This is a genomic window from Brucella grignonensis (assembly GCF_002252505.1).
Classification (GTDB): Bacteria; Pseudomonadota; Alphaproteobacteria; order Rhizobiales; family Rhizobiaceae; genus Brucella; species Brucella grignonensis.
Genome location: NZ_NNRL01000163.1, coordinates 287,116 through 299,958, shown reverse-complemented (window position 1 = coordinate 299,958; position 12,843 = coordinate 287,116). Strand labels below are relative to the sequence as shown.

Genomic DNA, 12,843 nt, shown 5'->3' with positions numbered 1-12,843 from the left:
TCGACCCTATTTAAAGGGCGAGGTTCACTCTGAAATAGTGCTAAAAGGTTTGAAAATGCCTCCTTATCGTTCGCGTACAACCACCCACGGTCGCAACATGGCCGGCGCGCGCGGCCTATGGCGCGCCACCGGCATGAAAGATGAGGATTTCGGCAAGCCGATTATTGCCGTGGTGAACTCGTTCACCCAGTTCGTGCCCGGTCATGTGCACCTCAAGGACCTCGGCCAGCTCGTCGCGCGCGAAATTGAAAGCGCTGGCGGCGTGGCAAAAGAATTCAACACCATTGCGGTCGATGACGGTATCGCCATGGGCCATGACGGCATGCTCTATTCGCTGCCGTCGCGTGAACTCATCGCCGACTCGGTCGAATATATGGTCAATGCCCATTGCGCCGATGCGATGGTCTGCATTTCCAATTGCGACAAGATCACTCCCGGTATGCTGATGGCAGCACTCCGCCTCAATATCCCGGTCGTGTTCGTTTCCGGCGGACCAATGGAAGCAGGCAAGGTCGTCTGGGACGATCAGGTCAAGAAGCTCGACCTCGTCGACGCGATGGTTGCAGCAGCCGATGACAGCTACACCGACGATCAGGTCAAGGCGATTGAGCGCTCCGCCTGTCCTACCTGTGGCTCGTGCTCTGGCATGTTCACCGCAAACTCTATGAACTGCCTCACCGAAGCTCTCGGCCTGTCGCTGCCGGGCAATGGCTCGACACTAGCAACCCATGCCGACCGCAAGCGCCTCTTCGTGGAAGCCGGTCATCTGGTCGTTGACCTCGCCCGCCGTTATTACGAGCAGGACGACGAAAGCGTGCTGCCGCGCTCGATTGCAAGCTTCCCGGCTTTTGAAAACGCCATGACACTCGACATAGCCATGGGCGGTTCGACCAATACGGTTCTGCATCTGCTTGCAGCCGCACAGGAAGCCGAGATCGACTTCACTATGGCCGACATCGACCGTCTGTCGCGCCGCGTGCCGGTGCTCTGCAAGGTCGCGCCTGCCAACAATACCGTTCACATGGAAGATGTGCACCGCGCAGGCGGCATCATGGGCATTCTCGGTCAGCTCGACAAGGCAGGCCTGATCAATACCGATCTGCCGACCGTGCACAGCGAAACGGTTGCCAAGGCGCTCGATCATTGGGACGTGACCCGCACCAACAGCGACATGGTGCACAAGTTCTATTCGGCTGCACCCGGTGGCGTGCCGACGCAGGTTGCCTTCTCTCAGGAACGACGCTTTGACAGCGTCGATACCGACCGTGAAAAAGGCGTCATCCGCTCCAAGGAACATGCCTTCAGTCAGGATGGCGGTCTGGCCGTGCTTTACGGCAATCTGGCCGAAGACGGCTGCATCGTGAAGACGGCTGGCGTGGACGACTCCATCCTGAAATTCTCCGGCCCTGCCCGCATCTTTGAAAGTCAGGATACCGCAGTACTCGGCATTCTGAATGGCAAGATCAAGGCTGGCGACATTGTGCTGATCCGCTATGAAGGTCCACGTGGCGGCCCTGGCATGCAGGAAATGCTCTATCCGACCAGCTATCTGAAGTCGAAGGGTCTGGGTAAGGCTTGCGCGCTGATCACTGACGGACGTTTCTCGGGCGGCTCTTCAGGCCTCTCGATTGGTCACGTTTCGCCGGAAGCAGCCGAAGGCGGCACGATCGGGCTGGTGCGCGAAGGCGATATCATCGATATCGACATTCCGAACCGCAAGATCCATCTGGCTGTTGATGATGCAACGCTGGCAGAACGCCGCGCCGAGCAGGATGCAGCGGGCTGGAAACCGCTTGAAGAGCGCAAGCGCAAGATTTCCACCGCGCTGAAGGCTTATGCTTCGATGGCAACCAGTGCTGCCAAGGGTGCGGTCCGGAAGTTGCCGGATTGATTTCATAAGAAAATATTTTACTAAGGGCTCTCCGGAGCCCTTTTATTTTATCAGGAGATTGGAAGCCATGAATTTGAGAGCCATATTTTGTGCATCTATAGCTACTTCTTTATTGTCTATTGCACCGGCGCAAAGCCAAGAACTAACCAAGCAAGATTATCTAGCGCTTCCTGCTAAATCCCTAAAGAATTTTCAATGCGCTATCCTCATCCAAAACATCGGAAATATTGTAAAACCAGCGGCCTCTTCATACCTTCTGTCATCCAGTTTTACACAAAAAGCTTACGATCTAGGCAAGCAATATTATGAGGCTCTGGAAACCAACAAGATTAGCGTCATGGATCTCACGCTAGATATGCCTTCAGAGTTTAAGCTGGACACAACTACGATCATGGCGCGAGATCAACAGGAAGTAATCGCGTTCAAACTTGGACGTATCTCGATCAAAGCAACGGCTGACATTCTTTATAAGGTCGGAGCTGTGAATAATGAGGGTGAAGTAGACACCGCCAAGTTCAAAAAGAAATCTCCCGAACTTCTTGATGAATATTGCGATTTCGAGGGATTGAACATGCCTGCTCCAATGCTCGAAAAGCTGCAACATGACCTCAGATCATCGGTTCAGGAATAAGCTCAACTATTACTGAAGCGCCCTCTCCACCGCAGGCATCAGATCATTTTTTACAGACTCCGGCGTAAACGGCCCGACATGCTTGTAGACGATCTTGCCGTTCTGATCGACGAGGAAGGTTTCCGGCACGCCGTAGACGCCCCATTCAATGGCTGAGCGCCCGGCGCGGTCAGCACCAACGGCTGCAAAGGGATTGCCGAGATCGCCAAGGAAGCGGCGCGCATTTTCCGGCTGATCCTTGTAATTGAGGCCAACCACACGGATGCGTTCGTCCTTGGCGATTTCCATCAAGAGCGGATGCTCCTGACGACAGGGAACGCACCACGACCCCCAGACATTCACCAGTGTCAGCTTGCCCTTAAACTCTTCGCTGTTGAGGCCGGGCACAGGCGCGCCATCGCGCATCAGGCCTTCGACGGGCGGTAGATTCGTCTGCGGTGCCTGCTTGCCGATCAGCGCGGAAGGGATCGTCGTATTGTCCTTGCCCGACAGAAGCTGGACTGCAAATACCGCTGCCAGTCCGACGAAAATCGCCAGCGGCAGCAGGGCAACCCATGTGGAGCGCTTTTTTGGCGCGGTTGGCTTCTCGGTCGTTTCGGTCATTGTGCTTTACCGGGGGCTTTTGCAGAACGACGGCGCACGCCCTGCGCCTCAAGCCGCTTCAATTCGCTTTTCTGGATACGCTGATCGATCAATATCCAGCCGATGGTGATGGCAAGTGCCCCGGCGGCGAGGCCATAGGACGTTACAACAAAAGCCACGTGGCTCATCATACCGCCTCCCCCTGGGTTTCAGCCCGTTCTCTTTTCATACGGCTGCGATCTGCATTGCGGGCTGCGAGCTTTTTCATCATAGCCACGCGGCGGCGCCAGATTTCATTGCGCATGGCCATCATGTGCAGAGTGAGAAACAGCAGCGTGAAGCCAATGGCCATCACGAAAAGCGGGCGCAGCATGGATGCGTCGATGGTCGGGCCGTCCATGCGGAACACCGAAGCTGGCTGGTGCAGCGTGTTCCACCAGTCGACCGAGAATTTGATGATCGGAATATTGATGAAGCCGACCAGCGTGAGCACGGCCACTGGTTTGGCGCTCTTGGTGGGATCATCCATGGCACGCGATAACGCAATAATGCCGAGATACATGAGAAACAGCACAAAGACCGAAGTTAGCCGCGCATCCCACACCCACCACGTGCCCCACATCGGCTTGCCCCAGAGCGAACCGGTGGCGAGCGCAAGCGCAGTGAAAACAGCACCCAGGGGAGCAGCTGCGCGGATCGAGACATCGGCCAGCGGATGTCGCCAGACCAGCGTGCCCAGCGCCGAAACAGCCATGATCGAGTAGCACATCATGGAAAGCCATGCGAAAGGCACATGGATATACATGATGCGGACCGTCATGCCCTGCTGGTAGTCCTCCGGCGACAGGAAGAAGACCATATAGAGGCCGATGGCCAGAAACAGCGCAGACAGAAGCCCAAGCCATGGCAAGACCTTGCCCGCAAAGGCGAGGAAGCGCGTGGGATTGGCCAGATCGAGCCAGCTTGTGGTTCTCATCGTATCATTCGTCATGGCTTATACTTATACCTGACGCGTTATGCCGTTCAATTGACCGTAATCAACTGCGACATTCCGCCGAGCATTATCTTGTAGGATCAAAGCAGAACGGTGCTTAATCGGCCGAGCTTTTTAAGGAGGCTGCAGCTGCCAGCGGCCCCAGAATCGCAAAAAACAAAGTAAGTGCGCTCAGAATAAGGAATGGCGCAAAAAAGGGAGCCACGGCATCGGTCGCACCATAGGAGGCGGAAACGCCAAAAATCAGCACTGGGATGGTCAATGGCAGCACGATCACCGAAACAAGCAGACCGCCACGCGGCAAGGCTACAGCCAATGCTGCACCAACAGCTCCGATAAAGGCAATTGCCGGAGTGCCGACCAGAAGCGTGAGTGCAGTCGCAGCGGTCGCCGTTGCATCCATGTTCATAAATAGCCCCAACATGGGTGACGCAATCACCAGCGGCAATACGCTCGCCACCCAATGGGCAAGACATTTTACAAAGACTGTGAAGGCCAGCATATGGCGGTCTGCGCCAATCAGCAGGAGATCGAGCGAACCGTCCTCGCGGTCGGCCTGAAACAGTCGGTCGAGGCCAAGAAGTGTTGCCAGCAATGCGCCGATCCACAGCATGGCCGGGCCGATGCGCGACAGCAGATTGAGATCAGGACCGACACCGAACGGCATCACCGAAATCACCGCCAGAAAGAACAATATGCCAATCAATGCGCCGCCACCGGCGCGAAAACTCAGGCGCAAATCTCGCAGGAACAGTGCCAGCATCACACGACCTCGGGAGAGAAGCTTGCCATGTCGAGCGAACGCACACCAATATTTCTTTCCAATGCAGTTTCGGACGGGAAACCGGCTTCTGCTTTCCCTGAAACTGCGTCTAAGCCCAACGGAATATGCGTTGCGGCAATCACCATACCGCCCTCATGCATATGGTCGCGCATCAATTCTGCAAAGCGCGCCTCAGATGCCTTGTCGAGACCAGCGGTCGGCTCATCGACAATCCAGAGTGGACGATGGCTGACCAGAAGTTTGGCGATGGAAACACGGCGCTTCTGCCCCGTCGACAGATAACCGAACGGCAAATGCTCAACGCCCGGCAGATCGACGGCCTCCAGCGCCTTGTCAATATCGAGGCGTGGCTCGCCATTGAAGTTTTGCCAGAACAGCAAGTTCTCGCGCACGCTCAAGGCAGGCTTCATTGCATTCTGGTGACCGAGATAGTGGCAAGAGGCGCGAACGGGAAGCGAGACTCCCTCTTCAAACAACTCGACTGTGCCGTCTTCCGGCGCAAGAAGACCACATATGATTCGCAGCATCGTTGATTTTCCGGAGCCGTTCGGACCTGTCACCACCAGCGCTTGGCCGGAAGACAATTCGAAGGAAAGGGCAGAGAAAATCGTCTCGCCGCCGCGCTCGCCCGCCAGATTTTCGGCCACAAGCCGCATTTTCTCTCCTTAGAGCGCCACGCGCCCTGCTGGGCGCACAAAGGTCGCTCTAACAGTTGAAACTTGCTGCATAATTTTACCTTAAACTGATAAGAGTTTAAGAAATTATGCAGTAGGCACGTCCAGCAAGGGCCAAACGCGGGTATCGCAACATTTCGCCGCAAGGGAGCAAATTCACGATATTCTGTCTGGAATCGTTTTAGGAAACTCTCTATATGAGGGCTACCATGCCAGCGGTCGGTGTGGAAACGAATTTTGGCCGATCTCAAAGACTTGGCGCTTGTAGGAGCACAGGTTTCGGGACGGACAGCGGAAATGACTGCACCCGCACCTTTAGCGCGTCCTTGAAACGCAGCGGAGGCGTTCGTCCTGGTTTTCCGGCCAGTAGCATGAAGGACGAACGCAGTGTCACACATTGACAGCTTTAAATGCCGCAAAACCCTTACCGTCGCGGGTAAGGAATATGTTTATTACAGCCTGACCGAAGCCGAAAAGAACGGCCTCGAAGGCATCTCCAAGCTCCCGTTCTCCATGAAGGTTCTGCTCGAGAACCTGCTCCGCTTCGAAGATGACCGCTCTGTCAAGAAGTCGGACATCGAAGCTGTTGCCAAGTGGCTGAACGACCGCGGTTCCGCAGGCGCGGAAATCGCCTACCGCCCGGCCCGCGTGCTGATGCAGGACTTCACCGGCGTTCCTGCCGTCGTTGACCTTGCAGCCATGCGCGACGGCCTCAAGGCTCTTGGCGGCGATCCGGAAAAGATCAACCCGCTCGTTCCCGTCGACCTCGTCATCGACCACTCGGTCATCGTCGACGAATTCGGCAATCCAAGCGCGTTCAAGGCCAATGTGGACCTCGAATATCAGCGCAATGGCGAACGCTACCGCTTCCTCAAGTGGGGCCAGCAGGCATTCAAGAACTTCCGCGTCGTTCCTCCGGGCACCGGCATCTGCCATCAGGTGAACCTCGAATATCTGGCCCAGGCTGTCTGGACCAAGGAAGAAGACGGCGAAACCGTTGCCTATCCCGACACCTGCGTCGGCACCGACAGCCACACCACCATGGTCAACGGCCTTGGCGTTCTGGGTTGGGGTGTTGGCGGCATCGAAGCTGAAGCTGCCATGCTCGGCCAGCCGGTTTCCATGCTTCTGCCGGAAGTCGTTGGCTTCCGTCTGACCGGCAAGATCAAGGAAGGCGTGACCGCGACCGACCTCGTTCTCACCGTCACGCAGATGCTGCGCAAGAAGGGCGTTGTCGGCAAGTTCGTCGAGTTCTTCGGCGAAGGCCTCAAAAACATGACGCTGGCCGACCGCGCAACCATCGCCAATATGGGCCCGGAATATGGCGCGACCTGTGGTTTCTTCCCGGTTGACCGCGAAACGCTCAACTACATGAACACGACCGGCCGCGACGAGCATCGCATCGAACTCGTTGAAGCTTATTGCCGTGCACAGGGCATGTGGCGCGACAAGGGTGCAGCCGATCCGGTCTTCACCGACATTCTCGAACTCGACATGAGCGACGTCGTTCCGTCGATGGCCGGTCCGAAGCGTCCGGAAGGCCGCATCGCACTGGAAAACATCGCTTCCGGTTTCGCCACCTCGCTCGAAAACGAGTACAAGAAGACCACCGGCCAGACCGCGCGTTATGCCGTTGAAGGCGAAGACTATGATCTCGGTCATGGCGATGTGGCGATTGCCGCCATCACGTCGTGCACCAACACCTCGAACCCGAGCGTGCTGATCGCGGCTGGCCTTCTGGCCCGCAACGCCGTTGCCAAGGGCCTCAAGACCAAGCCTTGGGTCAAGACGTCGCTTGCTCCCGGTTCCCAGGTCGTTGCCGCCTATCTCGAATCCGCTGGCCTCCAGAAGGATCTCGATGCGCTCGGCTTCAACCTCGTTGGCTTCGGCTGCACGACCTGCATCGGCAATTCCGGTCCGCTGCCTGCCCCGATCTCCAAGACGATCAACGAAAAGGGCCTGATCGCGGCTGCCGTTCTGTCCGGCAACCGTAACTTCGAAGGCCGCGTTTCGCCGGACGTTCAGGCAAACTATCTGGCTTCGCCGCCACTCGTCGTCGCCCACGCTCTTGCCGGTACGGTCACCAAGGACCTGACCAAAGAGCCGCTCGGCGAAGATCGGGACGGAAACCCGGTATTCCTGCGCGACATCTGGCCTTCCTCTCAGGAAATCCAGGAATTCATCGCCAAGAACGTCACCCGCAAGATTTTCTCGGAGAAATATGCGGATGTGTTCAAGGGCGACGAAAACTGGCAGGCCGTTCAGGTTCCTGCGGGCCAGACCTATGCATGGGACGACAACTCGACCTATGTGCAGAACCCGCCTTACTTCGTCGGCATGGGCAAGTCGGCTGGCACGATCGGCGACGTCAAGGGTGCCCGCATTCTGGGTCTCTTCGGTGACAAGATCACGACCGACCACATTTCGCCTGCCGGTTCCATCAAGGCACAGTCGCCTGCTGGCAAGTACCTCATCGACCATGGTGTCGGCGTGGCTGACTTCAACCAGTACGGCACGCGTCGCGGCAACCATGAAGTGATGATGCGCGGCACCTTCGCAAACATCCGTATCCGCAACCACATGCTGGGCGAAAACGGACGTGAAGGCGGCTACACCATCCATTATCCGTCGAAGGAAGAAACCTCGATCTACGACGCAGCCATGGAGTACAAGGCAGAAGGTGTGCCACTCGTCGTCTTCGCAGGCGTCGAATATGGCAACGGTTCTTCGCGTGACTGGGCTGCCAAGGGCACCAACCTGCTCGGCGTCAAGGCCGTAATCGCGCAGTCGTTCGAGCGTATCCACCGTTCCAACCTCGTCGGCATGGGCATTGTGCCTTTCGTCTTCGAGGAAGGTACCAGCTGGCAGACGCTTGGCCTCAAGGGCGACGAAATCGTCTCCATCGAAGGTCTCGCCGATGTGCGTCCGCGTCAGAAGGTCGAAGCTTCCATCACCTATGCCGATGGTACGGTGAAGAAGGTTCCGCTCATCTGCCGCATCGATACGCTGGACGAGCTCGACTACATGAAGAACGGCGGCATCCTGCAGACCGTTCTGCGTGACCTCGCCGCTTAATCGGCACGCGCTTGAAATTCAGAAGCCGCCGGAGAAATCCGGCGGCTTTTTCAATCTCCGAACCGGTTTACTGCCCCGAACGGATCATCTCACGAATTTTTACCGCTTTTTCGAAGTGATCAAGGGTATGGGTCTTAATCCACCACTCGGCAGCTTCCATGAGAAGCTCCGGTTCCGTGTTTTTGTTGGCAAAGAACGCATAGAACGAGATACCGACCGTATCGCCCTTCTTCGCGATCTTTTCATCGCAGATGGCGATGGCCTTTTCTCTCAAACTTTGTCTCATTCACAATTTGCCTTTTATTAAAGCGCGACGCTGCACATATACCCGGAAAGGCCTGCTTCCGCCTATAGGAGGCATATCTTAGTGAGATAAAAGAAACACACTGTCTGCAAATCTCACTGCAACGTGAATTCCTATTGATCGCAGTAATTCCTACATAATAGATGTCGGCGTCAATTATTGTAGGATGAACCAAAGTGACCTTCCATTACCCCTTCCAAGGGACACATACATGGCTTACCGGCGACTGTGTTCCCGGCTTGCGCGGTGTTTGTGCTGCATTGGGGCTGGCATTCACCGGTTGTCTAACAATACACGGCGTAGCGAGAGCTCAGGATAGCAGTACGCGAACGTCCGTTCTCGAGCTCTATACCAGTCAGGGCTGTGCCTCGTGCCCGCAGGCTGACAGGAACTTGGCAAAATATGCCGACGACGCCAATGTTCTGGCGCTGTCATTTCACGTTAATTACTGGGATTACATGGGCTGGCGGGACACGCTTGCCTCGCAGGACAATACAGACCGCCAGAACGCCTATCGCAATTCGTTCAATGCCAAGATGGTCTATACGCCTCAGGCTATCGTCAATGGTGCTTCGGAAATGAATGGCAGCGACGCTGAGGTCGTGAAGCAGCATCTTGATGCCAGTAAGCTCAATGTGCCAGTTTCGATCAGGAAACTGGGCGATGGGCGTTTGTCGATAGAGATTGCGGCTGGCGAAAAGCCAACGAAACCCGTGCATGTCGTTATGTTCTACCTACGCGATTCGGTTACCATTCCGATCGACAAGGGTGAGAATGCCGGGCAGTCAGTTACCTATCGTAATACGGTGACGGACACCAATACGATTGGCATGTGGGATGGTCGGGCTTTGAAAATCGAACTGCCAGCTTCCGAATTGACCCGCAAGGATGTGACCGGCTGTGCCGTGGTCTTGCAGCAAAGCAATGGTGATAAAGCGCTAGGTCCAATTCTTGGCGCCGCGATATTCAAACAGAAAGTTCAGCTCGGGCTTTAGAAGCATGGGAGCCAAAAGTGGGAGCTGGCTTTGCCTGGCTCGCTCTCAGCATGCGAGCGCAACAACAACTAGAGCATTTCCTGTTTTTCTTGAATCATTGGAAATGCTCTATCTCTTTGTTTTTTCGCATTACCCGACGCAAAACCGCTTCGCACTTTTGCTGGAAATGCTCTAGGCTTCGCAAGAGCTGTTTACTTATCATTTGCGGAAATGTTGCATCTGTCTGAGTGGCTAGGCCAATGAAGGTTGGTTCGGCTCGGGCAGTCCTTTGGGCGGGGGGCTTGGGGTCGGACATACCCGAACCGAACCGTCTCAGGCAACATGGTGATGCTGACGTCATAATCAGGCCGGAATGCGAAGTTGACAAGGCCAAAATGTGGCCAACGATCACCATTGAGAACAGCTTTTCTCTTTTCGTGAACAGCTAATATACAACTAATTGGGGGTCTATTCTTGTGGGGCAATTCATAGAAAACCGCCAGCACCAGCGCTTGATCTTGCAATCGTTTTACAAAAGCATCACCTTACTGTCATGAGCTGATTTGATCGGTGTTCCCGTATTTCCTTTACAATAGCTCCTGACGGCGAAAGGAAGAAAATGGACATACCAAGCGCTGCGAATGAAGATAAGTCTTCGCATTCGCCTTCTCATCCATCGGCGACGCCCAAAATTGTTCCTTTAGCGCAATCACGTCCGCCTTCTCCCACCGTCAGTTTTGACAGACACGAACTTGGTAAAATCCTGAATATTTATGGTCGTATGGTCGCCACAGGTGCGTGGCGCGACTATGCGATTGATCATCTGGCCGATAGAGCGGTGTTCTCGATCTTCCGGCGGGCCAGCGAGGTTCCGCTGTTCCGCGTGGAAAAGAACCCCAAGCTCGCGCAGAAACAGGGGGCCTATTCTGTGATTGCTGCAAGCGGGCTCATTTTGAAACGCGGGCACGAACTGGAGCGTGTGCTCCGTGTTTTCGATAAAAGCCTCAAGCTGGTCGATAATTGATTAGGGTCTGTGGGGAATTAGGTTTTGGGCGTGGCGTGAGACGGATTTTGTTTCTGAACAGGAGAACAGGACGGCGTGGAGTGTATCTCCACAAGGGCTGTTCGACGCATTCATAGAGAAAATCCGCCACGTCCTAAAGGGATATGGTGAAAATGGCCCAGCTTCGCGTCGCAAAGCCTCGATGGAGAACCACTCCACCTTCGGCTTTGCTCCTAAACCTGTGCTATTTTCATCCATACCACGCTTCAAAACTAATTCCCCACAGGCCCTAGAGCACATCCCGAAAAGTGTGAAACGGTTTTCGGACAAAGATGCGCGTTAAAAGAAATATTTAGAGCGCCGATCTGATCCAATCAGATTGGCGCTCTAAGTGAGGGGCACTTCACCCGGATCGGCTGTGCAGCCACCGTTGAGCGGCAATTGCATGAGGACCGTATCGAGCCAGCGTCCATGCTTGAAGCCTGAACCCTGAATACGTCCGCTATGGGTGAAGCCGAGGCTCTCATGCAGCTTCAACGAGCCGATGTTGTGCTCGCCATCACCAACCACTGCAAGCAATTGTCTGAAGCCCAACGCGGTCGCACGCTTGATAAGCTCGCCAAGCAGAAGCTTGCCAACGCCCTTCCCCTTGGCATCCGGCGCGATATAGATCGAATCTTCTGCAAGCCAGCGATAGGCAGGCCGAGTACGGAAGTAGCTGATATAGGCGTATCCCAACACCAGCCCATTCTCTTCCGCGACAAGAATTGGAAATCCTTGTTCGACAAACGCATCGAAGCGAGTTTTCATCGCTTCAACGGTAGGCGGTTCGATGTCATACGAACCGGAACCGTTCAACACAGCCTCTGTGTAAATTGCGGTGATGGCATCGATATCGGTGGGTTGAAAATCGCGGATATGGGGCATGTCATAAGCCAGAGGTCGGGTTCAGATTACGCCTTCAACATGCCCCGAAGTCGCGCGATTGAAAAGCAAAAAGGGCAGCGTCTCCGCTGCCCTTTTTTATTCTCAGTTCGGACTGATTAGTCACGGTTACCCATGAACTGCAGCAGGAACATGAACATGTTGATGAAGTCGAGATAGAGACGCAGTGCGCCCATCACGATCTTGCGGCCCTGCGTGTCCGAAGCATCGCCTTCGTAGTACATTTCCTTGATCGACTGTGTGTCGTAGGCGGTGAGGCCTGCGAAGATCAGAACACCAATCACCGAGATTGCGAACTGCAGCGCGGTGGAACCAAGGAAGATGTTGACCACAGAGGCGATGATCAGGCCGAACAGGCCCATCATCAGGAACGAACCCATTGCGGAAAGATCACGCTTGGTCGTGTAACCATAAAGCGAGAGCGCGCCGAAGGAAGCGGCCGTTACGAAGAAGGTACGCACGACGCTCTGGCCGGTATAGACCAAGAAGATCGACGACAACGACAGACCGACGAGAGCTGCATAACCCCAGAATACGGCGTTCGCGGTCGAAACCGACAGACGTTCGATACGGAAACTCAGGAAAAACACTGCTGCGAGCGGTGCAAGCATGACCACCCAGCGCAGCGGAGACGTGTAAAGGGCTGCACCAAGTGCGGTGAGCATCTTGCCGTTCGACATCTGTGCAACAGCAGCGGACGGATCCGTTGTGGTTGCAAGCGAAGAAACGGCCAAGGCAGCAAGGCCGGTAACAACCAGACCAATTGCCATCATGTTGTAGACGCCCAGCATATAGCTGCGGAGGCCCTGATCGATGTCGGCACCAACGCGAGCGCCACCTACCGGCCTCTGCTGTGCCTGAATATTGCGAAAGTCAGCCATGACTTAAATCCTCTTGCCTTGTCCCGTCCGGTGTCGAGGTCAGGCTCTTTTCGAGCCGCTCCCAGGCGCCGCTGGCGGGACCCCAGCATGCCTGCGTTTATTATG

13 protein-coding genes are annotated in these 12,843 nt (G+C 55.4%); 5 read left to right on the top strand and 8 right to left on the bottom strand.

What is annotated here, in order from left to right:
* The first annotated feature begins 55 nt into the window (after positions 1–55).
* Together ilvD and CEV33_RS15265 are read left to right on the top strand one after the other, a co-directional pair.
* Entirely contained in the window at positions 56–1,891 is a 1,836-nt protein-coding gene (gene ilvD, locus CEV33_RS15270; protein ID WP_094541275.1) for a dihydroxy-acid dehydratase, read from the top strand.
* Between the two features lie 67 nt (positions 1,892–1,958).
* Positions 1,959–2,522, top strand: a complete 564-nt coding sequence (locus CEV33_RS15265) for a hypothetical protein (protein ID WP_094541274.1) — start codon at positions 1,959–1,961, stop codon at positions 2,520–2,522.
* A 9-nt stretch (positions 2,523–2,531) separates the two neighbouring features.
* On the opposite strand, the gene CEV33_RS15260 is transcribed toward CEV33_RS15265, so the two are convergent.
* The 5 genes from CEV33_RS15260 to ccmA all read right to left on the bottom strand — a co-directional run bounded on the left by CEV33_RS15260 (position 2,532) and on the right by ccmA (position 5,538).
* The gene (locus CEV33_RS15260) at positions 2,532–3,125 is read right to left on the bottom strand and encodes a DsbE family thiol:disulfide interchange protein (protein WP_094541273.1); all 594 of its coding nucleotides are present in this window, start codon (positions 3,123–3,125) and stop codon (positions 2,532–2,534) included.
* A complete protein-coding gene (gene ccmD / locus CEV33_RS15255) occupies positions 3,122–3,295 on the bottom strand; it encodes a heme exporter protein CcmD (protein ID WP_094541272.1) in 174 nt (57 codons plus the stop codon). Before ccmD ends, CEV33_RS15260 begins: the two co-directional genes overlap by 4 nt.
* A complete protein-coding gene (locus tag CEV33_RS15250) occupies positions 3,292–4,095 on the bottom strand; it encodes a heme ABC transporter permease (protein ID WP_094541271.1) in 804 nt (267 codons plus the stop codon). Before CEV33_RS15250 ends, ccmD begins: the two co-directional genes overlap by 4 nt.
* A gap of 100 nt (positions 4,096–4,195) precedes the next feature.
* Positions 4,196–4,861 carry a heme exporter protein CcmB gene (gene ccmB / locus CEV33_RS15245; protein ID WP_094541270.1) on the bottom strand — a complete coding sequence of 222 codons (666 nt, stop codon included), beginning with the start codon at positions 4,859–4,861 and terminating at the stop codon, positions 4,196–4,198.
* Positions 4,861–5,538, bottom strand: a complete 678-nt coding sequence (ccmA, locus tag CEV33_RS15240; protein ID WP_094541269.1) for a heme ABC exporter ATP-binding protein CcmA — start codon at positions 5,536–5,538, stop codon at positions 4,861–4,863. Before ccmA ends, ccmB begins: the two co-directional genes overlap by 1 nt.
* A gap of 405 nt (positions 5,539–5,943) precedes the next feature.
* Between ccmA and acnA the strand changes: the two genes are divergently transcribed.
* A complete protein-coding gene (acnA, locus tag CEV33_RS15230; protein ID WP_094541268.1) occupies positions 5,944–8,631 on the top strand; it encodes an aconitate hydratase AcnA in 2,688 nt (895 codons plus the stop codon).
* A 67-nt stretch (positions 8,632–8,698) separates the two neighbouring features.
* Here the strand turns inward: acnA and CEV33_RS15225 are convergent, their stop codons facing one another.
* Positions 8,699–8,917: a DUF6500 family protein gene (locus CEV33_RS15225; protein WP_094541267.1), complete on the bottom strand. Its 219-nt coding sequence runs from the start codon at positions 8,915–8,917 to the stop codon at positions 8,699–8,701.
* A 278-nt stretch (positions 8,918–9,195) separates the two neighbouring features.
* On the opposite strand from CEV33_RS15225, the gene CEV33_RS15220 reads away from it, so the two are divergent.
* Positions 9,196–9,930 carry a DUF1223 domain-containing protein gene (locus tag CEV33_RS15220; protein ID WP_094541739.1) on the top strand — a complete coding sequence of 245 codons (735 nt, stop codon included), beginning with the start codon at positions 9,196–9,198 and terminating at the stop codon, positions 9,928–9,930.
* Positions 9,931–10,528: 598 nt separating this feature from the next.
* Positions 10,529–10,933 (top strand): DUF2794 domain-containing protein, encoded by a 405-nt coding sequence (locus CEV33_RS15210; protein ID WP_094541265.1) that lies wholly within the window; start codon positions 10,529–10,531, stop codon positions 10,931–10,933.
* Positions 10,934–11,299: 366 nt separating this feature from the next.
* Here CEV33_RS15210 and CEV33_RS15205 read toward each other — a convergent pair whose 3' ends face one another.
* A complete protein-coding gene (locus tag CEV33_RS15205) occupies positions 11,300–11,839 on the bottom strand; it encodes a GNAT family N-acetyltransferase (RefSeq protein ID WP_094541264.1) in 540 nt (179 codons plus the stop codon).
* 116 nt (positions 11,840–11,955) lie between these two features.
* Positions 11,956–12,738 carry a Bax inhibitor-1/YccA family protein gene (locus tag CEV33_RS15200; RefSeq protein ID WP_094541263.1) on the bottom strand — a complete coding sequence of 261 codons (783 nt, stop codon included), beginning with the start codon at positions 12,736–12,738 and terminating at the stop codon, positions 11,956–11,958.
* Positions 12,739–12,843: the final 105 nt, after the last annotated feature.

Bases quoted from the DNA above. Each gene is read 5' to 3' on its own strand.
- ccmD (WP_094541272.1), bottom strand. From the start codon at position 3,295: ATGATGAGCCACGTGGCTTTTGTTGTAACGTCCTATGGCCTCGCCGCC.
- ilvD (WP_094541275.1), top strand. From the start codon at position 56: ATGCCTCCTTATCGTTCGCGTACAACCACCCACGGTCGCAACATGGCC.
- CEV33_RS15265 (WP_094541274.1), top strand. From the start codon at position 1,959: ATGAATTTGAGAGCCATATTTTGTGCATCTATAGCTACTTCTTTATTG.
- CEV33_RS15260 (WP_094541273.1), bottom strand. From the start codon at position 3,125: ATGACCGAAACGACCGAGAAGCCAACCGCGCCAAAAAAGCGCTCCACA.
- CEV33_RS15205 (WP_094541264.1), bottom strand. From the start codon at position 11,839: ATGCCCCATATCCGCGATTTTCAACCCACCGATATCGATGCCATCACC.
- CEV33_RS15210 (WP_094541265.1), top strand. From the start codon at position 10,529: ATGGACATACCAAGCGCTGCGAATGAAGATAAGTCTTCGCATTCGCCT.
- CEV33_RS15225 (WP_094541267.1), bottom strand. From the start codon at position 8,917: ATGAGACAAAGTTTGAGAGAAAAGGCCATCGCCATCTGCGATGAAAAG.
- ccmA (WP_094541269.1), bottom strand. From the start codon at position 5,538: ATGCGGCTTGTGGCCGAAAATCTGGCGGGCGAGCGCGGCGGCGAGACG.
- CEV33_RS15250 (WP_094541271.1), bottom strand. From the start codon at position 4,095: ATGACGAATGATACGATGAGAACCACAAGCTGGCTCGATCTGGCCAAT.
- ccmB (WP_094541270.1), bottom strand. From the start codon at position 4,861: ATGCTGGCACTGTTCCTGCGAGATTTGCGCCTGAGTTTTCGCGCCGGT.
- CEV33_RS15200 (WP_094541263.1), bottom strand. From the start codon at position 12,738: ATGGCTGACTTTCGCAATATTCAGGCACAGCAGAGGCCGGTAGGTGGC.